This window comes from Zhenhengia sp. (genome assembly GCF_046966505.1).
Taxonomy (GTDB): domain Bacteria; phylum Bacillota; class Clostridia; order Lachnospirales; family Cellulosilyticaceae; genus Zhenhengia; species Zhenhengia yiwuensis.
Genome location: NZ_JBKVCH010000014.1, coordinates 22,104 through 46,989, shown reverse-complemented (window position 1 = coordinate 46,989; position 24,886 = coordinate 22,104). Strand labels below are relative to the sequence as shown.

The window sequence follows — 24,886 nt, the reverse complement described above, 5'->3', positions numbered from 1 at the left end:
ACTGCTTATCAGTCCCTTTTGGTATAGAGGTGGAGAAAAAATATGAATGCTTTAAATAGAGATTTAAAAAAACTAACTACATGGCTAGAAGAATTAAAAGGGCAATGCGTGAAAGAAGACCCTTACTGTTTGACTTTTCATCTTATGCCTAAAGTAGGCTGGCTTAATGATCCTAATGGACTTTGTCATTATAATGGAGAGTATCATGTATTCTTCCAGTACGCACCATTCGATGCAACGGGAGGGGCTAAATTCTGGGGACATTATACAAGTATAGATATGATTAATTGGCAAGATGAGGGAACAGCACTTTATGCAGATCAACCTTTTGACTGTCATGGTGTTTATTCCGGCTCAGCACTCATTGAGGATGGAAAAATGTACCTTTACTACACAGGTAATGTAAAGGAAATGGGTGACTATGACTATATCATTAAAGGAAGACAACATAATACTGTTTTAGCCGTAAGTGAAGACGGTAGAACATTTAAACATAAACAGCTTCTTATGACTAATGCAGATTATCCAGCAAATATGACAGCACATATCCGTGACCCTAAAGTATGGAAGGAAAATGATACTTATTATATGGTACAAGGTGCCAGAGATAAAGAAGACGTAGGACAAATCTTAGTTTTTGCTTCTTCTGATAAAGTGAACTGGAAAGTGATTAATACTTTAAGATCTAGTGAAAAGTTCGGTTATATGTGGGAATGCCCAGATTTATTTGAATTAGATGGATATACAGTTCTTATGCTTTCACCACAAGGCATAGAGGCAGAGGAGATTAAATATCAAAATATCTATCAAAGTGGCTATTACTTCTTAAAAGGTGATTTTAAAACTTCAAATTATACACTAGGACAATTTGAAGAGTTAGATAGAGGTTTTGACTTCTATGCACCACAGACTTTTATAGATGAAAAAGGCAGAAGGATTTTAATTGGATGGATGGGACTTCCGGATATTGATGACCTTTACAGCAATCCAACAGTAGCATACGGCTGGCAGCATGCTTTAACACTCCCAAGGGAGTTACAGATTAAGGATGGGAAACTTATTCAAAAGCCGGTAATAGAAATCGAAGCACTTCGTCAAAATGAGCAGGAGTGGGCTGTAAAAGATACATTAAAAGTAGAAGCGCCAAAAACTTTTGAAATTGATTTAAAAGTAGATCTCTTAAAGGATGATTTTGAACTTATCATTAAAAAAGGTATGTACTTAACTTATAAAAAAGCAGAGGGATTATTCACTTTAGCATTTGATGGGTGTGGCTATGGAAGAGATAAGAGAAGTGTTAAAATAGATGTATTAAGAAATCTACGTCTATTTGTAGATACTTCTTCAGTAGAAGTTTTTCTTAATGATGGAGAAGAAGTATTCTCAAGCCGATTCTACCCTGAGGCAGATGAAAGAAGCATTGAATTAAGAGGACATTCGTTAGAAGGTAAGTTAACTCTATGGGAAATGAAGGCGATGACTATTGAAAACAAAGGTGATAAGTAGGATAGGAGCATTACTTTTTGATAATATAGTCCTATATGCATTAGGGCTAGGTGCGCTTATTCAGTTAGGCTACCCAGCTGAAAGAACCCTGATTTTAGCGAGTATAGGTTTTGTCTTATATAGTGTTTTAACCCCAACCTTTTGTAAGGGATACCAACTAGGGAAATACCTTTTAGGCATGAAAATTGTAACAGATACTTATGATCAGCCAAGTGTATGGCGTTTTATAGTAAGGGAATTAAGTAAAATCATGTATACGTTGCCTATTATAGGGATTATCTTGATTTTAATTTCACAGTTTTTAATGACTAGAAGAGAAGATGGAAAGACCTTACATGATTTAATTGCAGGGACTAGAGTGATTCGTATTTAAGAAGGAGTAAGAAGATGAAAAAGATATTAGCAATTGGAGAGGCGTTAATTGATTTTATACCAAGTGAAAAAGGATGTTCACTTAAAGACGTAGTAAGTTTTGAACGTGTAGCAGGGGGAGCACCTGCAAACGTAGGAGCAGCTATTGCTAAATTAGGTGGTAAGGCAGGTTTTATTTCACAGCTGGGACAAGATGCTTTTGGTGATTATATCATTGAAGTGCTTCAACAAGCTGGTGTAGATACACAGTATATCCTTCGTACAACCAAAGCAGGTACAGGGCTTGCCTTTGTATCTTTAAAATCAGATGGTAATAGAGACTTCTCTTTTTACAGAAATCCAAGTGCAGACTTACTGATGCAGCCTGAACAGGTGGAAGAAGATTGGTTCAAAGATTGCTATGGTTTACATTTTTGTTCAGTAGATTTAGTAGATTTTCCTATGAAAAAGGCACATAAAAAGGCTATTGAATACATGATAAAAAATGGTGGGGTAGTAAGTTTTGACCCAAATGTACGCTTACCTTTATGGCCAACAGCAGATGCTTGTAGAGATGCTATTTTAGAGTTTCTTCCTTATGCTCATGTGATTAAAATTTCTGATGAAGAATTAGAATTTATTACAGGCTATAAAACAATAGAAGAAGCTAAGGCACTTTTATTTAGAGGTAATGCCCAACTTGTTATCTATACAAAAGGTGGGGATGGTGCTGAAGTTTACACTAAGGAAAGTATGGTAAGTGTAGGGGGGAGAAGAGTAGAAGTAATTGATACGACAGGGGCTGGGGATTCCTTTATTGGAGCATTCCTTTATAAACTTTTAGCAGCAGATATAAAAGCAGAGGCATTATCTAGCTTATCTGGGGAAATACTTAAAGAGTATCTAAACTTTGCTAATGCTTATGCAGCTTATAGTACACAAGGTAAAGGAGCTATTGGTTCTTATGCAACATTAGAAGAAATAGAAAGTTATATAAAAAACAGCTAGAGCATATAGGCTCTAGCTGTTTTTTATATAATAATATTATTTAGCAGTAGTTAAAGCACTGTTTACCGCTTCAAATACAGCAGTACTTGAGTTAGATGCACCTGTTACAGCATCAATGCCTTCTGTAGATTGGTTATAAATAATATCTGGAATTAAATCATTTTGAATAGACATAAAGATTGAAGATGTTTCATGATGTTCAAGAACTTCGATAGTATCAATGAAACCATCTTTTACAGTTACTTCAACTTTAATGGTACCGTTGTTACCAGTTGCTTCACCTTGGTAAACACCATCTTTGAAGCTAGCAGTAGCAGTTTCATTTATTTTTGGTGTAGAAGCTTCTTCTTTTTCAGAAACTGTAGTAGCACCTATACCACCATCTGCCATAGCAAGTGTAGCAGCTTTAGTACCAGCTTGACGTCCAAATACAATAATATCTGCTAAAGCATTACCACCAAGACGCTCAGCGCCATGTACACCACCTGTTACTTCACCAGCAGCAAATAAACCAGGAATAATATTACCATCTGTATTTACAACTTCAGCATTTGTATTGATTTTGATACCACCCATTGTATGGTGAACACCTGGTGCAATTTTGATTGCATAGTAAGGTGCTTTTTCAAAGGCAATATCCATACCAGCGCTACGTCCAAATGCAGCATCAATACCTGATTTTACAGAGTCATTCCATGCAGCGATTGTTGCTTTAAGAGTATCCGCATCCATTCCAAGAGCAGTTGCTAAAGCTTCAGGTGTTTCACCTTCAGTTGTAAGGCCTTGCGCTACATATTTTTCGATTGCTTTTAAGCTTTCGCGTACACCTTGGTCAAACACAAGGTATGCATATTGATCTTCTTGCTCTAAGACAGCAGCAGATACTTTGTCGCGAGTGGACATTTCATCTGTAAAACGTTCGCCTTTAGTATTTACAAGAATTGCACCATTACCGCGAACAGCTTCTGTAATAAGAGCAGCTGTTTCAGGATGAACTGTTGGGTGAATCTGAATTTGCTCAATATCGTCAAGAGCTGCACCAAGAGCTTCAGCTAAGATAATTCCATCACCTGTTGCACCTGGTTGGTTTGTACTAATAAAGCCATCAAGTTGTGGCTGATATTTTGTGTAAAGTTCTGGATTATTTCCAAATCCACCAGATGCAATAACAACAGCATCTGCTTTGATGATGTAAGAAGTTTTTTCACCATTTTCTGTAGCAATTGCTTTAATACCTGTTACTTTATCATTTTCGTAAATAACTTCAGTTGCTTCAGTGTTGAGCATTGTATCAATACCACGTTGTTCTGTATTTTGATAAAGAACATTTACTAAATGATCACCTACAGGAGCACCACCAGTTGGTCTATGAGCACGCTTGAAAGATGCGCCACCAAGGGAACCTACATCAGAAAGATCAGCACCTAAATCTATAAGCCAAGCTACAGCATCGGCAGCATTTTCAGTCATAAATTTAACAAGTTCAGGATCGTTGAGTTCCTCTCCACCCTTCATTGTGTCAGTATAGTGAACTTCAACAGTATCTTCAATTCCAGCTTCTTTTTGAAAAGTTGTTCCAGCAGCGTTTAGACCACCTGTTGCACGAGCAGTATTTCCGCCAACGAAAGGCATTTTTTCTACTAAAATAACATGAGCTCCAGCATCATGTGCTTCAATAGCAGCACTTAAGCCACCACCACCAGCACCGATAACGATAACATCTGTTTCAAGTGTAAGAGTTTCTTGTGCTGATTCAGTTACTTCTGTTGTAACTTCTTTTTCTACTTGAGTAGGTGTAGAAGCACAACCTGTTAATAGGGAAACTGATAAACCTAAGCAAGCTATAGTAGATAAAAGTTTTTTCATCTTCATAATAATATCCCTCTTTATGTTTGATAAATTATTGTCAAACATAGTGTATCATAGTATAAAAAATAAATATATAGCTTAACATAATGTCTGAACAGGAAATATATTATGTGTTGTTTTAAATAATTTTAATAAGTGTAAAATTATTTAAAAAATGTATTGAATTAAATTGATAGGAGTTTTATAATATATAGTACAAGGCCCGTTGGTCAAGAGGTCAAGACGCCACCCTCTCACGGTGGACTCAGGGGTTCGATTCCCCTACGGGTCATATAAAAAGACTTAGCAAATGTTTGCTAAGTCTTTTCTGTTTTTTCTGTTATTAAATCAAATGATTGGATTCAATTGACTAAGTTAATTATACTATAGTAAAATTATTTTATAGGTTTTCGGAAGACCTATACACTCACTCCTTGACCTGTGAATATAAAAGTCAAGACTATAAAACTCCCCAATCTTCTTTATAGATGACCTGGTCAAGGAGGATTTTTGAACTAATTATATTGGAGATAGATTAAAGAGGACTACTTTATAAGTGTAGGCCTCTTTTTATACTTTAAATAAGGTATCGCTTATAACAATGAAATAAAATTGTAACTAGCTTTTTTTCCTAAAAAATGACATAATATAATCGACAATATACGAGGAGGGACTATGATGGATTTTAGACAAGGGTATAACCGCTGGTTAAATGAAGAAAAGGTTGATGAAGCTTTAAAAAATGAACTTCAAGCAATTGAAAATGAAAAAGAGATTGAGGACAGATTTTATAAAAATCTTGAATTCGGAACAGGTGGTTTAAGAGGTAAAATTGCAGCAGGAAGCAACCGTATGAATGTTTATACAATAGGTAAAGCTACTCAAGGGCTTGCAACATACCTTTTAAAACACAAAGCTGAGCCAAGTGTCGCTATTGCATATGATTCAAGAAATATGAGTAAAGAATTTGCAGACCAAGCAGCAAGCGTACTTGCAGCAAATGGGGTAAAAGTATTCCTTTACCCATCATTAAGACCAACACCAATGCTTTCTTTTACAGTTAGACATTTAGAAACAGATGCAGGTATTGTTATCACAGCATCTCATAACCCTAAAGAATACAATGGTTATAAAGTATATGGTAATGATGGTGGACAAATTACAGATGAAGCTGCAAAAGAGATTTTATCTTATATTGATGCAGCAGACATCTTTGAAGATGTTAAAGTTATGACATTAGAAAAAGCAGAAAAAGAAGGTAAATTAGAATACATTACAGAAGAAGTAGATAAAGCTTACTATCATCAAGTAGAAACTTTATGTATTCGTAAAGACCTTATTAAAGAAAAGGCGTCAGAACTTAAGATTATCTACACACCAATCCATGGTAGTGGTAATATTCCAGTTCGTACAATGCTTAATAAATTAGGTTTTACAAATGTAGCAGTTGTTAAGGAGCAAGAACTCCCAGATGGAAACTTCCCAACAGCACCATATCCAAACCCAGAAGATAAACGTGTATTTGAGCTTGCTATTGAAATGGCAAAAGAAACAGCACCAGACCTTATCTTTGGTACAGACCCAGACTGTGACCGTATTGGTGTAGTAGTTAAAGAAAGTGCTGATAGCTATAAAGTATTAACAGGAAACCAAGTAGGTATCCTACTTAGTGACTATATCTTAAATGCACGTAAGGAAATGGGTACTTTAAGTGGACAAGATACAATTGTTAAAACAATTGTAACTTCAGATATGGTAAAACCTATTGCGACGCATTATGGCACACAAGTAATGGATGTTTTAACAGGTTTTAAATACATTGGAGAGAAAATCAAAGAGTTCTTAGAAACAGGTGCAAATAACTTTGTATTTGGTTATGAAGAAAGCTATGGTTATTTATCAGGAGACTTCGTAAGAGATAAAGATGCTGTTATTGCTTCTGTACTTATTGCAGAGATGGCACTTTACTACCGTACACAAGGTAAAAACCTTTATGAAGCACTTGAAGATCTGTTCAAACAATATGGTTACTATAGAGAAGACTTAGTATCTATCCAGATGGAAGGGAAAGATGGTCAAGAGAAAATCCAAGCGATTATCTCTAACTTAAGAGAAAATGCACCTAAAGAAGTAGGTGGTATAAGAGTAGTAAGAGTTGAAGATTATAAACTATCTAAAGCTTACAATGTATTAGAAGGGGCAGAAGAAGCAATCTTCCTTCCAACTTCAAATGTTATGAAATTTATTTTAGAAGATGGTAGTTGGTTTGTAGTAAGACCTTCAGGTACAGAACCAAAAATGAAAATCTATGTATCTATCATTGGACAAGATGAAAAGGATGCTACAAATAAAGTAGAAAATTTCAAAAAACAAGTTTTAGAATTAGTAGAAAATAACTAGTTCATTCAGCTATAAGAAGCTAGGTCATTTCCTAATTTAGGTAGGCCTAGCTTTTTTTATATACATTGTTGTTAAAGGAGATTAAATCATGAAAAGAGTAGAAAATAAAGTAGCATTAGTCACATCTTCTACAAGAGGGATTGGACTTGCTATTGCTAAAACACTTGCTAAAGAAGGTGCACGTGTATACCTTGCAGTAAGAAGATTAGATGCAGGTCAGGAGGTAGCGAATGAAATTATTGCAGAAGGTGGATTTGCTAAGCCTGTTTACTTTGATGCTTCTAAAGTAGAGACACACATGAGTATGATTGAAGAAGTAGTTGAAGCTGAAGGACGTATAGATATTTTAGTCAATAATTATGGTTCAACAGACGTTCAAAAGGACTTAGATCTCGTACATGGAGATACAGAAGCTTTCTTTAATATTGTTAATCAAAATCTTGAAAGTGTTTACTTACCATGTAAGGTGGCGGTACCTTATATGATTAAAAATGGTGGAGGAAGCATTATTAACATTTCTACAATTGGTTCAGTAAACCCTGACCTTGGACGTATTGCTTATGTTGTATCTAAAGCAGCTATCAACGCGCTTACACAAAATATTGCAGTTCAGTATGCAAAAAAAGGGATAAGATGTAATGCTGTTCTTCCAGGTCTTATTGCTACGGATGCAGCCCTTAATAATATGTCAGAGGAGTTCTTAGAACATTTCTTAAGACATGTACCACTTGACCGTACAGGGTATCCTCAAGATATTGCTAATGCAGTACTTTTCTTTGCAAGTGATGAATCTTCTTATATTACAGGTACACTTCAAGAAGTAGCAGGTGGATTTGGTATGCCATCACCTATTTATGGGGATGCTGTTAAGAAATAAGGTTATTTTAGGAGGGAGTTTATGAGATATGTCGTTGTTTGTGATGTCCTAGGTGAGGGTGGTCGGTTTAATAATAACCTTAGAAGAGAGGTTTATGAAAAACTAGGAGTAAAATCTTCTTCATTGCCGGCCCACTTTACGATTAAGGCGCCTTTTGAACATGAAGGTTCTATAGAGGACCTTGAGAAAGTGTTAGAAGTATTTTGTCATAAGGAACATGCAGCACCTTTTAGACTTAAAGGCTATGATCACTTTGATGATAGAGTGGTTTACATGCATGTAGACATGTCTGATGAAGGCCAAGCTATGCATAGCAGATTGATTGATGCAATGGCTGAGGTACCTTATATTATTTTTGATAAAAAAGATGGAAAAGATAAGATTTTTCATGTGACAGTATCTTCTAAGAAAGTAGCACCTATGTATAACAAGCTATGGGATTATGTACATCAGTATCCTTGTGATTTTGAATGTATGTTTGATAACATTAGCCTATATAGATGGGATGGTTATAAATGGCAATTACACAAAAAATTTGAATTTAAATAATGGTAAAGGGATTAGACATTAAAATAAGATGTTTAATCCCTTTGTTGTTATTACAATTTGAATATAAAGAAAATTTGTTTAGGTAGTTGAATTATAATATTATACGACGTATAATATTGATGAATGAATAATATCATGCAGACAAAGGAGTAGAAGCTGTGGCAATTCAACTAGGAGGTAATTTGTTAGAAGCATGTGTACTGGCTGTTGTGCGTAATGAAGATGTTTATGGTTATCGTCTTACACAAGAGGTAAGGGAAGCCTTAGACATTTCGGAGTCCACACTTTACCCCGTATTAAGGAGATTACAAAAAGAGGGGTATTTACACGCTTATGATGAACCTTATCAAGGAAGAAATAGAAGGTACTATCAGATTACAGAATTAGGACATCAGAAGTATGAGGAGTTTTTAAAGGAATGGGATGTCTACAAGAAAAAAGTAGACCATATTTTAGTAGGAGGAGTAGAACATGAATAGGGAATTGTTTATGAGAGAGCTAGCAGGTAGACTGTCTAAGTTGCCAGAAGAAGAACGGTTAGCAGCTATGCAATACTATGAAGAATATTTTGATGAAGCAGGACCAGATAGGGAAGAGGAGGTGATTAGGGGACTTGGGAGCCCATCTGATATTGCTAAGCAGCTTCTTGCAGAATTTGTTGTCAAGGAAGCAGAAGTAAAACCTATGAAGCCAAAGCAAAGTTTTCAAGCAGTATGGATTGTTATTGCAGCACTATTTGCGGGGCCAATCGCACTGCCACTAGCTTTTGTAGTAGCAATTTTAGTATTTGCCGGATTTGTAACAATAGGCTCTCTTGTTTTTGCGGGAGTAATCACAGCAGTAGCTTTGCTTGGCGCTGCTAGTATTGTCTTAGTTGTAGGAATAAAGATGTTATTTATTCAACCAGCGACGGGCCTTGTGATGGTAGGAGGGTGTTTAGCTTTAATTGGAGTTGGTCTATTAGTAGGACTTTTAATGTACATTGTAATTGGCAAAGGATTACCTATGATTGCAAAAGGAGTTATTAGTTTATTTAATCGCCTTAAAGGGGGAACGGCCACATGTTAAAAAAATCAACGATAGTAGCTATAGCAGGTAGTTTAATTGTAGGAGGTATAGGCCTAAGTACAGTAGGATTAGCCTTAGGTGGGGAGTCTTCAGTACATTTTGATTCATTTTTAGAACTAAGTGAACCTACTTTTGAAAAAGAATATAGCCAGAAGATAATAGAGGCACAATCAGAATTAAGAATGACAATGGATAGAGAAGAAAAACTTGATACAGGTGAGGTTAAGCAAAAAGGTTGGGAGAAACTAGATGGTTTTAGTGAAATGAAAGTGGAAGTTGGAACAGTTGATTTTAATGTAGTCATAGGGGAAGACTATAAGATTGAGGTAGATGTAAAAACTAATGTAGATCTTAGCTATGATATTAGAGGAGAAAAGCTTTATATCAAGCAGAAAAATATAGAACAGTATAGAAGAAATAATGGCTTTAGAAGTAACTTAAATGATGGAACCATAACAGTGATGATTCCCCAAGATGCAAAACTTGAGGAGGTTATACTTAATTTAGGTGTAGGAGAAGGGCATTTAGAGGGAATTACAGTAAATGAGTTAGAAATTAGCAATGGCGTAGGCAGTATGAATATTAATAATGTAGTCGCTAATAATGCACATATTACAGGTGGTGTGGGAGACATAAAGGTAGAAGATTTTAAAGTAAAAGGTGTTGTTTTTGATAGTGGGGTAGGTGATCTTAATGTTACAAGCCTTGTAAGTGATAGATTAGAGGCGAATATGGGTGTAGGTGATGTATCTATACAAGGAGACATTCAGGGAGATATAGAAATAGGTGGAGGATTAGGATCATTAAGACTTGAATTAGTAGGGCAGGAGAAAGACTATAACTATTTTATCTCAAGAGGTGGTGGCCATATTACTATTAATGAAATGAACCAATTTGGTTTAGGTGATGTGAAAGTTAATAATAATAGCCAGTACAATATAGAAATTGAAGCTGGCTTAGGTGAGATTCTAATAAAAACGGATAAATAGAGAGAAGGACTGCTACATGCAGTCCTTTTTAGATATTAAGAAATTTAAATACTGGTTTAAGATAAAATGATAAAATAGTCTTTTAGACTTTGGTGAATGAATGGAGAGGGGATTACTTTTTATGTCTGTGTAGAAAGTGAAGAAAAAGGACAAGCTATAAGGTAAGAAAATATTACCAACTCTTTATAGAAGGATGCTAAAATAAAAATAGAAAAAGAGGTGATAAGGACATGAAGAAAAAGTATTTTATTAGTACTTTATTGGTAAGTTTAAGTGCGATAGGTATTATATTTTACAATGGATTAGTAGTAAGAGAGTATCCTATACAAGTGGCAAATATGAAAAGTGGAGAGAGCGTAAAAATAGTTGTACTAACAGATTTGCATAGTTTCAAATATGGTAGACGCCAAGAGCGCCTAATTAAACAAATAAAAAAGCAGAATCCAGACCTTATTATGTTAGTGGGAGATATTGTAGATGATTATCGTCCAGTAGAGGGAGTAAAACTTTTACTAGAGGGTTTAAAGGATACTGTGCCTATATTTTATGTAACTGGCAATCATGAAGAGAATATCAAGAGCTTACCTAATGTTAAAGCCTTTTTAAGAAGTTATGGTGTTACTGTATTAGAGGGAGAATATGCAAAAGTTATGGTAAATGAGGTACCTATTAACATAGGGGGGTTAAGTGATCCGTACAGTCGTTACCCTTTTGTAGAGCATTTTTATAAATTGGCAGAGGCTATAAAGAAAGAAAAAGGTGTGAAAATTTTACTTTCTCATAGACCAGAGTATGCGCCTCTTTATGAGAAAGGTGGCTATGATTTAGTACTGTCTGGGCATGCACATGGAGGACAGGTCAGGATTCCTTATTTGCTTAATGGGTTGTATGCTCCGGGGCAGGGATTCTTTCCTAAATATGCGGGAGGTTACTATAAGATGAAAGACAATACACATTTTATAGTAAGCAGAGGGCTTGCTATTTATCCAACTTTACCACGTGTGTTCAATCCACCAGAGATTGTATCGATTACATTATCAGGAATGAAATAGAGTTATAAATTATACTTATAAATTATACTTATAGATGGGATAATAAATAGTAATTTTACTTATACTAAAACTTATATTATGATAGAAGTAAAGTGATTGAAAATTAAACCTTGAAATCTTAGGAGGAACTTGAAATGGTTAGTGCAATTGTTGGAGGCAACTGGGGAGACGAAGGAAAAGGTAAAATTACAGATTTATTAGCAGGAAATGCAGACATTATCGTTCGTTTCCAAGGTGGTGCAAATGCTGGTCATACAATCATCAACGAATATGGTAAATTCGCACTTCACTTATTACCATCAGGTGTATTTAGAAAAGATGTTGTAAATATTATTGGCCAAGGTGTAGCTCTTGATTTAAGCAAATTATTTGGAGAACTTGATGGACTTACAAGTCGTGGGGTGCCAATGCCAAATATTCTTGTATCAGATCGTGCGCAAATTCTTATGCCTTACCATATATTATTTGACCAATTAGAAGAAGCAAGACTTGGAGATAAAAGCTTTGGTTCTACAAAATCAGGTATTGCACCATTTTATTCAGATAAATACTTAAAAATTGGTGTTCAAGTTGGTGAAATGTTTGATGATGAAATTTTAATGGAAAGACTTGAAAAAGTTTGTGAAATTAAAAATCAAACTATTAAATCTCTTTACCAAGGTACTGAGCTTCTTGATCCAAAGGCAGTTTTTGATGAAGTGGTTAAATATCGTGAACGCCTTGAACCAATGGTAGCAAACATTGCTTACTACTTAAATGATGCTATTAAAGCAGGTAAACACATTTTACTTGAAGGCCAACTTGGTGCATTAAAAGATACAGACAATGGTATTTACCCATATGTAACATCTTCATCACCACTTGCAGGTTTTGCAACAGTTGGTGCAAGTATTCCACCACATGAAATCAAACAAATTGTAACAGTTGTTAAAGCATACTCATCAGCAGTAGGTGCTGGCGCATTCGTAAGTGAAATCTTTGGGGAAGAAGCAGAAGAACTTAGAAAACGCGGCGGAGACTGTGGGGAATATGGTGCAACAACAGGTAGACCACGTCGTATGGGTTGGTTTGACGTTGTAGCAACAAAATATGGTTGTATGCTTCATGGAACAACAGATGTAGCGTTATCACTTCTTGATGTACTTGGTTACCTTGATAAAATCCCAGTATGTATCGGATATGAAATTGATGGCGTTGTAACAGATGTATTTCCAACGACACCACAGCTTAACAAAGCAAAGCCAGTTCTTACTTATTTAGATGGATGGAAATGTGACATCAGTGGTATTAAAAACTATGATGATCTTCCTGAGAATGCTAAAAAATACGTAGAGTTCGTAGAAGAAAAATTAGGTTACCCTGTAACACTTGTTTCTAACGGACCAAAACGTGATGATATCATCCTAAGAAATTTCAAGTAAAATAGAATTTAGATAAAATTAAAATAGAGTTTTTGAATATATACAGGCAGACGGTACTGGAGAACCTCCAACAGCCCAATCTTAAGTTGTAGCATAGACAACCAAACATTGAAGAAACTAGGATACTTATATCTCACTGAGTATTATAGACAAGTTAGTGTAAACTAAAGAACCGCTTTATATGGAACCGTACGTACGGTGGTGTGAGAGGTCGGTAGATAAACTCATTATCTACCTCCTACTCGATTTCATATTTGCTAATGTATGATCTAGGTTCTTAATTACGTTTTCAGTCTATTGACTTTATATCTCAAATATTTTATAATAATCAACAACAGAAAATCAATATTATGGTTCATAATAATGGTGCCCGCAAGAGACTCATTAGGTAGATGGAATATGCTACTCATCTTGCATAGGGCTTATTATATAAAAACCAAGGATTGATAAAGGTAGCCCGATGGTAGGGCTACCTTTTTTTGTTGAATTTAGTAACTTGTATTAGGAGGAAATATTGTGAAAGATTTAGAACATGCTAAGTACATAAAAAGATGTATAGAAATTTCTATTGAATCCCTAAAAAACGGGAATCATCCATTTGGTGCATTGATTGTAGATAACGAAGGTAGGATAATTATTGAATCTGGAAACATCGAGGTTACTGATAAAGAATGTACAGGACACGCAGAAACAACAGCTATGAGAAAAGCCGTTAAACACTATTCAAAAGACTTTCTATGGAACTGTACGTTATACTCTACAGCAGAACCTTGCTGTATGTGTACTGGTGCAATCTACTGGGGCAATGTTGGGAGAATTGTTTATGGTATCAGTGAGAAAAAACTATTGGAGTTAACTGGAAGTGATGCGGAAAATCCAACTTTTGATATGCCATGTAGAGAGATTATCGCAAGAGGACAAAAACCCATTGAAGTTATCGGTCCTATCGCAGATGATGAATTAGCGAAAGAAATTGTCGAGCCACATATAGGATATTGGAATAATAAATAAGAAAACCTTAAATATCTTGTTTATTGTGTTGTGGAGTTATAAGTATAGACAAAACACCATTATTTCAAGCTATAATACATAGAGTTAATCATGGTATAAAGTCATTTACACTTTGAATTTGTACTGTGCATCATTATAACTCACAGGCAATCATTACACAGCATTGTGTAGTTCGGAATTGCACTCATAACCTTACCCGTTTTTCGAGAAGTCAGCTCATTACTTGCCAGATAGCCGCCTTAAAATCCCCTTGTACGAGCTATCACACAGTAGTATCAGTGGGATATGAAACACTGAAAAAGCCCTGAAATAACAGGATTTTTTAATACCAGACATCACTTGCTGATGCCTGATCGGGGTTACTCCTAAACGGTAGGACGCTGGTTCGATTCCAGTCGGGAACGTATATTTTATAAGGACTGCCTAAAGGGCAGTCCTGTTTTTATGTGGTGCGTCCAGAAAAGCTGGACTATGCTTGCAGGTGAAAGTCCTGACTAGGTAATCGCCAAGGAGCCTAGTAACTAATCACCAGGCGTAGCAGAAATGTTGGGTCTGAAGCGTGAGGGTAATGTGTTCATCAGAATGCTAGTGAAAATGCAGGTTGTAACATTAAGTGAATTCTGCCGTATCGTTAAAAAGGACTCTTGTTAAAGAGATAAAGAGGAAGTCGAGCCTTGCGTATAAGGGCGAGGACCATGGAGGAGGTAAGAGTGAGTGAATGCGATAGTGAATAGACGTCTAGTAGGATTTAGGAACTATTATGGTTTAAAACATGCAGGTAAACAACTGAACAAGATAGACTGGTATGTACTAGAAAAGTTCACAGTATGGAATTCTGAGGGCTGGAATGGTAGAGAAACATATATTTAAAGAAATAGGAGTAGGTGTACCATAAGGTGGTCCCCCTAAGTCCTATACTGAGTAACATCATGCTTAATGAACTAGACCAAGAATGAGAACGTCGAGGACATAAATTTGTAAGATACGCAGGCGACATGATGATTCTGTGTAAAAGTAGAAGAAGTGCGGAACGTACTTTAAGAAATATCATACCATTTATAGAGAGAAAACTGAGGTTGCCTACATAGGAAAGGTAAAATTCCTAGGATTTTCATTCTATAAACATAAGATGAGTATGAGATTACAGGTACATCCAAAGGCAATTAGCAGATATGAAACAATTGCTAGTTAGAACAGACGAATGGATGAGGCGACGAATAAGAATGGTCTATTGGAAACAATGGAAGAAAGTTAAAACTACATAGAGGATGCTCACGCACTATGGAATCAATAAATGGAAGGCATGGGAATATGCAAATACAAGAAAAGGCTACAATAAAACTGTCTTACTTTTTGTTTACTTTGATGATTCTTAAGAAAATATGGATTATGATATAATATTATAAAAATAGAGTTACATTTGGGGGTGGCACCGTGAGAAGTGTACAAAAGATAGTAGAGAATATTGAGAGAGTTATAGTGGGAAAGAGAGAGGTTATTGAGTTATTAAGTATAGCGCTTATATGTAGGGGGCATGTGCTTATTGAAGATGTGCCGGGAGTAGGTAAAACAACTTTAGCAGGAGCTTTAGCAAAATCTGTATCGGGAAGACTTAAACGTATTCAGTTTACACCAGATGTATTGCCATCAGATTTAACAGGCTTTTCTATGTATAATCAAAAGACGGGAGAGTTTGAATATAAAGCAGGTACCTTATCTGGAGAATTTATTTTAGCAGATGAAATTAATAGAACATCGCCTAAAACGCAGGCAAGTCTATTAGAAGCGATGGAGGAAAGACAAGTTACTGTAGATGGTGTAACTTATAAAATGCCTAAAACCTTTATGGTGTTAGCAACACAAAATCCGGTAGATTACTTAGGGACTTTCCCCTTGCCAGAAGCGCAGATGGACCGATTTTTAATGAAGGTAAGTATTGGTTATCCAAGTGTGAGAGATGAGGAGAGAATGCTAGCTAAGTATAAGGCAGATAATCCTTTGCATACTTTACAGCCTGTTATAAGTAGTGAAGAGCTTTTACAAATTCAGGAGCAGGTATCAAAAATATATGTAGAAGAAAGTCTTTATAGTTTAATTGTTGAGATTGTAAGACAGACTAGGGTGCACAAAGATGTCCTACTAGGGGTAAGTCCAAGAGGAGCTCTAAGTTTATTGCATGCGGCTCAGGGACTTGCCTTTTTTAATGGAAGAGATTATATACTTCCAGATGATATTATAAAAATGGCACCATACGTATTGTCTCATCGTATTCAGCTTAAGCATGAAGCAAAGCTGAGAAACAAGGCTAATGAGGATATTATTCATTATATTTTAGAGGAAATTAGACTACCGAAGGTAAAAGCCTATGCTGAAAAATAGAATTTGCTATGGGATTGTTTTCATAATAGGTATGATTTTATGCTATGTTTATAAGAGTCCGGCTATATCCTTGTTTGGTTACACATTGATTTTCTTACCTATTGCTTCACTTCTTTATATGTTATGGGTATATGCTACGCTTACCTATACACAGGAGGTGGATAAGAAATTTATTACAAAAGGAGAATCGATTAGGTTTTTATTCAGTATTCATAATGAGAGTAGATGGGTCTATCCAGATATAGAAGTAATTTTTTATGGAGTAGATAGTATTCTGAATCAGTATTTTGAAAGTAAGTGTATGAGTATAGGTGGAAGAGAGAAGAAAACTTATGATTACCAGGTGCAATGTAAATATAGGGGCTATTATGAGATAGGCATTAGACAGATTTATGTTAAAGATTTTCTAGGACTTTTTAGAATTTCTTGTAAGGTGATGAATCCTAAGTTTGTAACAGTTTATCCCCGTATTATTCCACTTCGTTACTTTCCTCTTTTAGATCAAGATGGGCAAAATTTAGATATAGAAAGAGAGACATCTATAGGAGGGGGAGGTCTATTTTCCAGTATTCGTCCCTATGTTTATGGCGATAGCATGAAACAGGTTCATTGGAAGATGACTGCAAAAAAGCAGGAGCTGATGATGAAGGAAAGGCAAAGTGTATCTGTTTCTCATACTTATCTGTTTCTTGATTTGACTAAACATCCTTATGATATAGAAAGGAATACTGTTATTGAGGACAAACTTATTGAGTGTATGGTAGCAGTGAGCTATTATTGCCTTAGAAACAGTATGCCTATACAGTTTATCTATCATACAAAAAAGCTTATGACATATAGTGCTAGGGAAGAAAATGCCTTCCATATGCTTTATAAGGAACTTTCCGAGCTTAAGTTTGATTCAGAGATAGCTCTTGAGGAGGTTATTGCCCTTAGTCTTAGTCAGAGGGCGATAAGAAGTAATCAGGTGCTTATAACAGCTAAGGTCACTTATGGGCTTTATCAGCAAGTAGAGGCCTTAGTAAGAGAAGGGTGCCATGTCATTGTGGTATATGTAAGTCCTTATGAAGATAAACTAGAGGAAGATGAGGTGTGTCAGAGTGTATTAAAGGCTTTATATAAGCTTTCTGTAGTCTGCATCTATATGGGTTTTGAAGATGAACCGGAGAAAGTGTTATAAGGTAGGGGGGAACTATGAGACAAAAAATAATGAAGTATAGTTTATTAGTATGCCTTATGTTAGGCATGAGCTTTAGCTTAGTTTATAACCTCCTTTATGCTATTAGGCCTGATCAAAAGCCTGGCTTTATTTTCATAACAATAGCAGGCTGTATGTTGATAGCTATAGCTTTTGGAACTAGTATAAAGACTTTTGTAATAAGTTTGTTGGTGTTTGTTATAGGGGGAGTAGTATTAGGTTTTTATTTATATAGTGAAGGCCTTTTGGTTACAGTATATTGGCGTATTGTGTTTTTTATAAGGAGAAATCAGATGCTTTTAGGTATGAGCCTTTTAGTAACTTGGTTAGTATACTTTTTTACAATCAAAAAAATTAAATGGTTCATACCGGTTGGAGTAGGAAGTATATTTTGTGGTCTTTATATTATACAAAAGTTTCCAATGCCTACTTTGGGGATAGAAAGTTTTATTTTCATGAGTTTGTGTTATTACTTTTATCATTACTATGAAAAGATGCACTCGAAGGCTAAGAGTTACGCAAAAAGCATTGGAATATTTATGAGTATAGTACTGGGGTTAACCTATATTAGTGCATATATAGTGCCTATTAAGTTTACTTTTTTACATAATCTATTTGATAAAGAAGCTCATGAAAGTAGAACGTACAGATACAGCGAATATTATCCTTATACAGGAAGATTAGGTGGAGATCTAACGTTAGATGATAAGGAGATTCTAAATGTAGTAGCACCAAGTCAGACTTATTTAAGAGGCGGGACAAAGGCTGTTTATACAGGTCATGGATGGACTAATTATGAAGAAGAAGCTAATCGGTTTTTCATAGGTTCACATGCGCTTAAAGATACCCAGGAAGCGCTTTTAGGAAGTAAGCTTCTATCACAGGAGCCTTTTGAGAAACTTTTTGAAGGTAGTGCCTATAGGATTACTTATAAAGATATAAGAACAAGGTCTTTGTTTGTTCCGCCTAAAATGAATAATTTAGCAGTATCGCGTAATGGATACAGTGTTTACTGTGAAAACGAAGATACACTTTTTCTAGATTATCCTTATGGCAGAGGCTTTATTTATGTAGTACAAAGTTATATACCGAGATACAAAAGTCCATATTTTGAGGAAGCTATGAAAAAAAGTCAGCCAGGCCTTTATAAAGAAGCAAAGATAATGGGAAAAGACCCTTTTGCAGGAGAATTGGATGTTTTTATAGAGCGAGCAGATTTTATAAGAGAGCGCTATACGCAGCTTCCTAAAAGTGTAACGGATAGGGTGAGGGAGCTGGCTGAAATGATTACTAAGGATTATCAAACGCCTTATGAAAAGGTACGTGCTATTGAAGCTTACCTAGCAGGAAACTATACATATACTTTAACGCCAGGGGAAACAAGTAGGACACAGGACTTTGTAGACCAATTTTTATTCGAAATAAAAGAAGGATATTGCACATATTTTGCAACAGCTATGGCTGTATTAACGCGATGTATAGGTATACCAAGCCGATATGTAGAAGGTTACGTTATACCAGAAGAGTCGAGTGGCGGAGAAAATAATTATACTGTCACAAGCAGAGAAGCACACGCCTGGGTAGAAGTCTATTTTGAAGGTATGGGATGGGCTATGTTTGAGCCTACTGCTAGCTATCAAAGTGATTTAAGAGGTTATATGAATTCACAGCAAGATACATATTATGTGCAGCCTCTGATAGAGGAAAGGACTAGAGTTGATAGGATAGATCCGATACCAAGACAAAATATTCAGTTAGATTATAGAATTTATGTTACTGGCATAGGAGGTATTATAGGTATTTTAATCCTATTGAGAGTAGGTATTTATATACATAAATATAGGCGTATGAAAAAAATGTCCCCCAATGGAGCTATATGTTATTTCTATCACCTAAGCTTAAAAGAACTTTACCGTAAAGGGTATGCTATAGAGCCAGGAGAAACAGAAATAATGTATGCTAGTCGTATGGATGAACTTTTTGAGATAGAGTTCCTTACTATGATGATGTGTACAGAAATTTATTTGAAGGCACAGTATAGCCCGGTAGAACTCTCTATAGAAGAAGTAAAAATGATGAGACAATTTTATAAACAGTGCAGAAAAAAATTAAAGTTTAGAGAAAAACAAGATTAGAGTAGACTTTAATAGTAAAATATTGGTATAATATGACGGTAAATAATTTACAAATCTTATTAAAACAAGAGATGGATTATAATGAAATACATAGATTTAACATTAACCGTGAGAAAGACCAATAAAGCATATCAATGGGCACAGACACAGCTTAAAAAGGAAATTGTAATGGGACATGTTGGGACACATATTGATATTTATGATAAACCTAATATTCCTTTAGACTATATGCAAACAAGAGGTGTTCTCTTAGATGCAAGTCATGTTACTGAAGGGGAAATCACAAGTGATGATGTTGATTTAGACTATGTAAAACCAGGAGACTTTGTACTGATTCGTACAGGAGCGATTGAGAGACATCCTTATGGTAGTGGACTATACTTTAGACAAAGTCCGATTTTATCATGGGAACTTATAGAGGAACTGATTGATTCGAAAGTAAGATTCATAGGACTTGATGCACCAGATATGAGACGCGGTCATGAACATGTACAAGCGGATAAAATGTGTGAATCAAAAGGAATCTATGTTGTAGAAAACATGAAGAATTTAGATCAGATCAATCCAGATACAGTATGCAAAGTCTTAACCATGTGGCATGAAGAACCAGAAGCGACGGGGATTAGATGCCGAGTTGTAGCTGTGCAACCAGAAGATGATGATGAGAAGAGCAACCATTCATAAAAGGCTGCTCTTTTTATTTACAATTTTATATTTTAAAGAGAGAAAGAATAATTTAGAAACAGTTTTTCGCGTGGAAGGATAAGGAAAGCATATTAAGTCCTATGATTTCACATACTTAAGCGGCTCTAGCAAGAGCTGGGTTATCTACAAGCTTGTTGAGATAGCCTTCATAAATAAGGTGTAAATCAGGATGTCTTCTAAAGTCTCCAGCTGTTGTAAAGAAAGGGTCTTTGTCAAAATAGAGTGCTTTAGCTTCACGAAGTATGTAAGAAACGAAATGAGAGCAGAAATAGCTATTTTTAGGATGAAGTTTTACATTAAACATATAACTTATAACACCTAGTGCATTATATTTATATTTTTTCTGTTCAGACTTAAAATTTTCAATTTGCTGTTTAAGCAAGTGATAGGATTCATCGGTCACATCAAGTGTGTACATGAGACATTCTGTTTTAGGAAAAGCAGCGACCCATCTAGGATAATTCTCATTCATAAATCCACCTATAAAGGGATTACGAATTTTTTTTCTACTAAAGCTATACCCATTTGAAAAGTTATCATCAAAGAGAAGTGAAACATGAGCATAAGGCTCATGGGTATAGGAAGTAATTAAAGAGCAAAAGATACTTTCTGTTTTACTAAGCATAATATAAATTGTTTTCATACGTCATCCCCTTAAAGTAGATTTATCTATATGAAGATATTATAAAGAAAAATGTAGAGGAATACAATGAAGCGTTTATTCTAAAGGGGTACCCTATAGAAATAAACGCTTCATTGTATTCCTCTTTTTGTATTTAAGAGTAAAAGGAAAATTTTTGTCTATACTAATAGCTAGAAAATATAGCTTAAAATGAGGTGACAAAATGGACGCCAATACAGAACTACTTAATTTTATTTTTCAAAATTCTGAGATGGGAACAAATACATTAGATGAACTCATTGAAATTGCAGGAGATGTACCTTTTGAACAGGTATTACTTAAACAAAGAGGAGGCTATAAAGTCATTAATCAAGAAGCAGTACGCCTTATGGAAGGAAGTGAGGAAGAGCCAAAAGGAATTAGTAAATTTGATCAAATAAGGACTTACCTTATGATTAAAGCTTCTACATTAACTAATCATTCAGCTTCTCACTTTGCAGAAATGATGATACAAGGGAGTACTATGGGAATAATCAATTTATGTAAGCAGCTCAATAGCTACAAAGAGGTAAACCCTGAAATTCGTGCATTAGCAGAGCGGTTATTACAGTTTGAAGAGGGAAATATTCAAGAACTTAAGAAATATTTAAGGCAGGATAAAGCATAAACAAAAGGGACTAGCCAGAAATGGGGAGTCCCTTTTACATTAGGAACTATTTAAGACGTTTACGAAGTTTATCCATATATTCTTCTAAATGGATAAATTGCATATGAGGGAAGGCATTTAAAAGACGTTGATGAAGAATATTTTTCTTAGATAATTTTTTGCTAAGTTCTTGCTCTAAGTATAGGGTGAGCTCGGTGCGAAGAGCTTTAGGCTTTAAGGTAATATCATGTTTGGTTTTAAGGAGCTGGCTGATTTCTGAGATAGAATAGATTCGTGCTTTTAGCGAGCTTACGGTATAAAGTGTTACCACTAGGTCAATGCAGAAAAGACATTCAAAGCCCATAACTATAAGAGGTAGAGCATTCTCTGGAATATGTAGAATAAATTTCATAACTGCTGGGTGAACTAAGTAGATAATAAGAAGAGAAAGTATACCGAATAAAGTAGAGTTAAGTAAGCAGACGCGACCATGAATATTACATTTACGCTTAGAATAATCCCACCAATGTGCATGAAAGGCCTTTTCTAACATATAACTTGTTATATATTCGAGTAAACTTGTAAGAAAAATACCTAATAAAAGCACAAGAAATGGAGAAGCCTTGTAAGGTTCCAGTAGATAAAGGACGATAAGTGCACCAATACCATATACAGGGCAGTAAGGTCCATTGAGAAAACCACGGTTAATAAAATGCTTAGCAGGCAAAGAGCAATAAATCACTTCGCAGCTCCATCCTAAAATGCTGTAGATAGCAAAGTATAAAATAAAGATATAAAAAGGTGACATATACAACCTCCCTAGGTAAAATAGTAATAGATAAAAGAGTAAAGGAGCATAACAAAATGCCAATGATTCGTATAAGAGGAATTCAAATGAATAAAATAAAACAAGTAAGTAGCAAACTTGTAGAAGATTTACATCACATTATTGGATGTCCTAAAGATTATTTCACTATAGAGTGTATGCATAGTACATTTATTTATGAAGGAAAAGAAGTGGAAGCGCCTACACTTATAGAAGTGGCATGGTTTGATAGAGGTCAAGAAGTACAAGATGAAGTAGCAGAATGTATGATGAAACACTTCGGGGATGAGGCAGAATGTTTAGAGGTTTATTTTATACCGCTTCAGGAAACGGCGTATTATGAAAATGGTGAGCATTTTTAATAAGAAAAGAGATGAAAGAGAATGTTAGATATTCCAGAGATTTATCAGAAAAGATTAAAAGAAGTGTATAACTATTTTAACCAGAAGCAGTTTGATATTTATGAGATTTATCTGTTTGGTGGTTATGCACGCAAACAAATAAAAGATACAAGTGATATTGATTTATTATTTTTAATAGATGAGGTTGTAGCACCTAAGAAGGCAAAGCACTTGCGTATGGATATATGTGAGGAATACGAAGAATATGTTAAATATGCTTATGAGGTAGACGTTAAAATATATGGCAAAGCACGTTTTTATGAGCTGGCTTCAAGGCTTTCATTTGAAAGTGAGATTGCTAAATATATGATGCCTTTGAAGGAGGCGGTAGGCTGTGAATAGATCTATGATTGATTTTGCAGGAACAGACTATGCTCTTGTACAGCATATTAAAGATATAGAAGGGATGGAAGACCCTACAATTATCAATTGCCAGCAATGTGCAGAAAAGTATTTAAAGCACCTTATAAGAGAGTATTTAAATGAAATTATAAGAAGTCATAGCCTTTCGGCTATGATTTCGCAGCTTGAGGAAAAGTTTCCTGAGCTTATAGAATATAAAAGAATTGCTCGTTTCTTAACAGACAGCTACTATGATAGACGTTATGAAAGTGAAGATTATGTCATGCTTGAGCCAGATGAGTATGAGGATTACTTAGCTCAAAGCTTAGAGTTTATTGAATACCTAAGAAAGTTATGTGGAGTGACTTCTTGTAAGGAGGAAGGCTAATATGCTTAAACATATTGCACATGTAGGAGTTACTGTATCTAATTTAGAAAGATCTATAGATTTTTATCAAAAATGCAAGGATTTGGTAAGAGTAAGGCTGTTTATTTTAAAGATCCTGATGGGATTCTATTAGAGCTTATAGAAGAAATAGAGTAAGGGTATTTGAAGAGCTATTTAGGGCAGGTAAGTGTAAAACTATTGTTCCATTTTCTTATTTTTCATATAATTTTAGTGTAAGCTTACAAAACAAAATATGAAAGGAATGGGGAGATGAAGCTGACTATTAATCAAAGTCTAAATCAGGGAGAGACAGAAGTTATTATTAACTGCAATGTAATAGATGCTAGGCTACAGCATTTGATAGATTACATTAGACAATACTCCTTTTCTCTAGAGGGGAGAATAGGAGATGAGGTGTATAGTATTGCATTAGAAGATATCTATTACATTGATTGTGTAGATGGAAAGACCTTTCTATATAGTCAGGAACAAGTTTATGAGAGTAAAGAACGCTTAAATACTTTAGAAGAAAAGCTAGGTAGCACTTCTTTTACGCGCATTAGTAAGAACTGTATTTTAAACTGTATGTATTTAAAAAGTGTCAGTCCACTTTGGAATCATCGTATGGAAGCTACTTTGGCAAGTGGGGAAAAGTTAGTGATTACACGTAATTATATCGGTAGTTTAAAAGAGAAGTTAGAAATGGGGAGGTTTAAGCATGCATAAAATTATGAAGTTTTATTTTCCAGGAACTTGTATAGTTTTTACACTAGCTATGCTTTCAGCGACAATCACTAATGCCTTGCATGGGGATTTTAGTGATTATCATATGTATATGCTAGAAATATTAGGAATGATTATTTTGTTTTATACCTTAGATTATTTTATTTCTAAGATAAATTTTAAGACTTATAGAAGTTATGTGTTAACGGGATACACTATTATGCTTATTATTTATTTAGGACTAGGTAAAGTGTTTGGCTGGTTTCAGTTTACTATAAGTAATATTATTAGTGTAACCATTTCATTTACATTGATTTATATAGGTATCTATTCTTATTTTAGATATATGGGTAGGAAAGAGGCAGATAGAATCAATCAACTTTTAAATCAGTTAAATCAGTAAAAGGCACATTAGGCCAGAGGGGATGTATGTGATGGGCG

At 35.1% G+C, this 24,886-nt stretch carries 27 protein-coding genes and 1 tRNA gene; 25 read left to right on the top strand and 3 right to left on the bottom strand.

Annotation, left to right across the window (positions count from 1 at the left end):
* Positions 1 to 42: 42 nt before the first annotated feature.
* The 3 genes from ACLTBU_RS14030 to ACLTBU_RS14020 are packed head-to-tail and all read left to right on the top strand — an operon-like array spanning position 43 to position 2,865.
* Positions 43 to 1,506 carry a glycoside hydrolase family 32 protein gene (locus ACLTBU_RS14030; RefSeq protein ID WP_412219521.1) on the top strand — a complete coding sequence of 488 codons (1,464 nt, stop codon included), beginning with the start codon at positions 43 to 45 and terminating at the stop codon, positions 1,504 to 1,506.
* A complete protein-coding gene (locus ACLTBU_RS14025) occupies positions 1,484 to 1,879 on the top strand; it encodes an RDD family protein (RefSeq protein ID WP_412219519.1) in 396 nt (131 codons plus the stop codon). The genes ACLTBU_RS14030 and ACLTBU_RS14025 overlap by 23 nt, the downstream gene beginning before the upstream one ends.
* A 14-nt stretch (positions 1,880 to 1,893) precedes the next feature.
* A complete protein-coding gene (locus ACLTBU_RS14020; RefSeq protein ID WP_412219518.1) occupies positions 1,894 to 2,865 on the top strand; it encodes a carbohydrate kinase family protein in 972 nt (323 codons plus the stop codon).
* A gap of 36 nt (positions 2,866 to 2,901) precedes the next feature.
* Here the strand turns inward: ACLTBU_RS14020 and ACLTBU_RS14015 are convergent, their stop codons facing one another.
* Positions 2,902 to 4,737: a flavocytochrome c gene (locus ACLTBU_RS14015; protein WP_412219515.1), complete on the bottom strand. Its 1,836-nt coding sequence runs from the start codon at positions 4,735 to 4,737 to the stop codon at positions 2,902 to 2,904.
* 196 nt (positions 4,738 to 4,933) lie between these two features.
* On the opposite strand from ACLTBU_RS14015, the gene ACLTBU_RS14010 reads away from it, so the two are divergent.
* The 16 genes from ACLTBU_RS14010 (at position 4,934) to ACLTBU_RS13935 (ending at position 20,476) form a co-directional block, all read left to right on the top strand.
* Positions 4,934 to 5,005 (top strand) — tRNA-Glu (locus ACLTBU_RS14010).
* A 386-nt stretch (positions 5,006 to 5,391) separates the two neighbouring features.
* The gene (locus tag ACLTBU_RS14005) at positions 5,392 to 7,113 is read left to right on the top strand and encodes a phospho-sugar mutase (protein ID WP_249331355.1); all 1,722 of its coding nucleotides are present in this window, start codon (positions 5,392 to 5,394) and stop codon (positions 7,111 to 7,113) included.
* 88 nt (positions 7,114 to 7,201) lie between these two features.
* Positions 7,202 to 7,990 (top strand): SDR family NAD(P)-dependent oxidoreductase, encoded by a 789-nt coding sequence (locus ACLTBU_RS14000; RefSeq protein ID WP_320649833.1) that lies wholly within the window; start codon positions 7,202 to 7,204, stop codon positions 7,988 to 7,990.
* Positions 7,991 to 8,011: 21 nt separating this feature from the next.
* Complete coding sequence (locus tag ACLTBU_RS13995) at positions 8,012 to 8,539, top strand: 2'-5' RNA ligase family protein (protein WP_412219513.1); 528 nt, start codon at positions 8,012 to 8,014, stop codon at positions 8,537 to 8,539.
* Between the two features lie 158 nt (positions 8,540 to 8,697).
* Complete coding sequence (locus ACLTBU_RS13990) at positions 8,698 to 9,018, top strand: PadR family transcriptional regulator (RefSeq protein ID WP_177671008.1); 321 nt, start codon at positions 8,698 to 8,700, stop codon at positions 9,016 to 9,018.
* A complete protein-coding gene (locus tag ACLTBU_RS13985; protein ID WP_412219511.1) occupies positions 9,011 to 9,607 on the top strand; it encodes a DUF1700 domain-containing protein in 597 nt (198 codons plus the stop codon). The genes ACLTBU_RS13990 and ACLTBU_RS13985 overlap by 8 nt, the downstream gene beginning before the upstream one ends.
* Positions 9,601 to 10,596 (top strand): DUF4097 family beta strand repeat-containing protein, encoded by a 996-nt coding sequence (locus ACLTBU_RS13980; protein WP_177671006.1) that lies wholly within the window; start codon positions 9,601 to 9,603, stop codon positions 10,594 to 10,596. The genes ACLTBU_RS13985 and ACLTBU_RS13980 overlap by 7 nt, the downstream gene beginning before the upstream one ends.
* A 230-nt stretch (positions 10,597 to 10,826) precedes the next feature.
* Positions 10,827 to 11,648 carry a metallophosphoesterase gene (locus ACLTBU_RS13975; RefSeq protein ID WP_412219509.1) on the top strand — a complete coding sequence of 274 codons (822 nt, stop codon included), beginning with the start codon at positions 10,827 to 10,829 and terminating at the stop codon, positions 11,646 to 11,648.
* A 134-nt stretch (positions 11,649 to 11,782) separates the two neighbouring features.
* Positions 11,783 to 13,069: an adenylosuccinate synthase gene (locus ACLTBU_RS13970; protein ID WP_249331360.1), complete on the top strand. Its 1,287-nt coding sequence runs from the start codon at positions 11,783 to 11,785 to the stop codon at positions 13,067 to 13,069.
* Between the two features lie 516 nt (positions 13,070 to 13,585).
* On the top strand, positions 13,586 to 14,080 hold the full coding sequence (locus ACLTBU_RS13965) for a nucleoside deaminase (RefSeq protein WP_177671003.1): 495 nt from the start codon (positions 13,586 to 13,588) through the stop codon (positions 14,078 to 14,080).
* 714 nt (positions 14,081 to 14,794) lie between these two features.
* Entirely contained in the window at positions 14,795 to 14,950 is a 156-nt protein-coding gene (locus ACLTBU_RS13960; protein ID WP_177671002.1) for a hypothetical protein, read from the top strand.
* Between the two features lie 302 nt (positions 14,951 to 15,252).
* On the top strand, positions 15,253 to 15,345 hold the full coding sequence (locus ACLTBU_RS13955) for a group II intron maturase-specific domain-containing protein (protein WP_412219506.1): 93 nt from the start codon (positions 15,253 to 15,255) through the stop codon (positions 15,343 to 15,345).
* 169 nt (positions 15,346 to 15,514) lie between these two features.
* The gene (locus ACLTBU_RS13950; RefSeq protein ID WP_177671001.1) at positions 15,515 to 16,459 is read left to right on the top strand and encodes an AAA family ATPase; all 945 of its coding nucleotides are present in this window, start codon (positions 15,515 to 15,517) and stop codon (positions 16,457 to 16,459) included.
* Positions 16,446 to 17,639: a DUF58 domain-containing protein gene (locus tag ACLTBU_RS13945; protein WP_412219503.1), complete on the top strand. Its 1,194-nt coding sequence runs from the start codon at positions 16,446 to 16,448 to the stop codon at positions 17,637 to 17,639. Before ACLTBU_RS13950 ends, ACLTBU_RS13945 begins: the two co-directional genes overlap by 14 nt.
* A gap of 14 nt (positions 17,640 to 17,653) precedes the next feature.
* A complete protein-coding gene (locus tag ACLTBU_RS13940; protein WP_249331363.1) occupies positions 17,654 to 19,792 on the top strand; it encodes a transglutaminaseTgpA domain-containing protein in 2,139 nt (712 codons plus the stop codon).
* An 81-nt stretch (positions 19,793 to 19,873) separates the two neighbouring features.
* Positions 19,874 to 20,476 (top strand): cyclase family protein, encoded by a 603-nt coding sequence (locus tag ACLTBU_RS13935; RefSeq protein ID WP_177670998.1) that lies wholly within the window; start codon positions 19,874 to 19,876, stop codon positions 20,474 to 20,476.
* Positions 20,477 to 20,591: 115 nt separating this feature from the next.
* Here the strand turns inward: ACLTBU_RS13935 and ACLTBU_RS13930 are convergent, their stop codons facing one another.
* The gene (locus ACLTBU_RS13930) at positions 20,592 to 21,140 is read right to left on the bottom strand and encodes a hypothetical protein (protein WP_412219501.1); all 549 of its coding nucleotides are present in this window, start codon (positions 21,138 to 21,140) and stop codon (positions 20,592 to 20,594) included.
* 202 nt (positions 21,141 to 21,342) lie between these two features.
* Here ACLTBU_RS13930 and ACLTBU_RS13925 point away from each other — a divergent pair, with 202 nt between their 5' ends.
* Positions 21,343 to 21,786 (top strand): hypothetical protein, encoded by a 444-nt coding sequence (locus ACLTBU_RS13925; RefSeq protein ID WP_412219499.1) that lies wholly within the window; start codon positions 21,343 to 21,345, stop codon positions 21,784 to 21,786.
* A gap of 46 nt (positions 21,787 to 21,832) precedes the next feature.
* Here the strand turns inward: ACLTBU_RS13925 and ACLTBU_RS13920 are convergent, their stop codons facing one another.
* Positions 21,833 to 22,573, bottom strand: a complete 741-nt coding sequence (locus tag ACLTBU_RS13920) for a putative ABC transporter permease (protein WP_412219496.1) — start codon at positions 22,571 to 22,573, stop codon at positions 21,833 to 21,835.
* Between the two features lie 56 nt (positions 22,574 to 22,629).
* On the opposite strand from ACLTBU_RS13920, the gene ACLTBU_RS13915 reads away from it, so the two are divergent.
* From ACLTBU_RS13915 to ACLTBU_RS13895, 5 genes are all read left to right on the top strand, one after another.
* Positions 22,630 to 22,953: a DUF1904 family protein gene (locus ACLTBU_RS13915; protein ID WP_412219494.1), complete on the top strand. Its 324-nt coding sequence runs from the start codon at positions 22,630 to 22,632 to the stop codon at positions 22,951 to 22,953.
* A 21-nt stretch (positions 22,954 to 22,974) separates the two neighbouring features.
* Positions 22,975 to 23,334, top strand: a complete 360-nt coding sequence (locus ACLTBU_RS13910) for a nucleotidyltransferase domain-containing protein (RefSeq protein ID WP_177670993.1) — start codon at positions 22,975 to 22,977, stop codon at positions 23,332 to 23,334.
* Positions 23,327 to 23,722, top strand: coding sequence for a HEPN domain-containing protein (locus tag ACLTBU_RS13905; RefSeq protein ID WP_177670992.1), 396 nt, complete (start codon positions 23,327 to 23,329; stop codon positions 23,720 to 23,722). The genes ACLTBU_RS13910 and ACLTBU_RS13905 overlap by 8 nt, the downstream gene beginning before the upstream one ends.
* Positions 23,723 to 23,992: 270 nt before the next feature.
* Positions 23,993 to 24,448: a LytTR family transcriptional regulator DNA-binding domain-containing protein gene (locus ACLTBU_RS13900; RefSeq protein ID WP_177670991.1), complete on the top strand. Its 456-nt coding sequence runs from the start codon at positions 23,993 to 23,995 to the stop codon at positions 24,446 to 24,448.
* On the top strand, positions 24,441 to 24,848 hold the full coding sequence (locus tag ACLTBU_RS13895) for a DUF3021 family protein (RefSeq protein WP_412219492.1): 408 nt from the start codon (positions 24,441 to 24,443) through the stop codon (positions 24,846 to 24,848). Before ACLTBU_RS13900 ends, ACLTBU_RS13895 begins: the two co-directional genes overlap by 8 nt.
* Positions 24,849 to 24,886 lie beyond the last annotated feature (38 nt).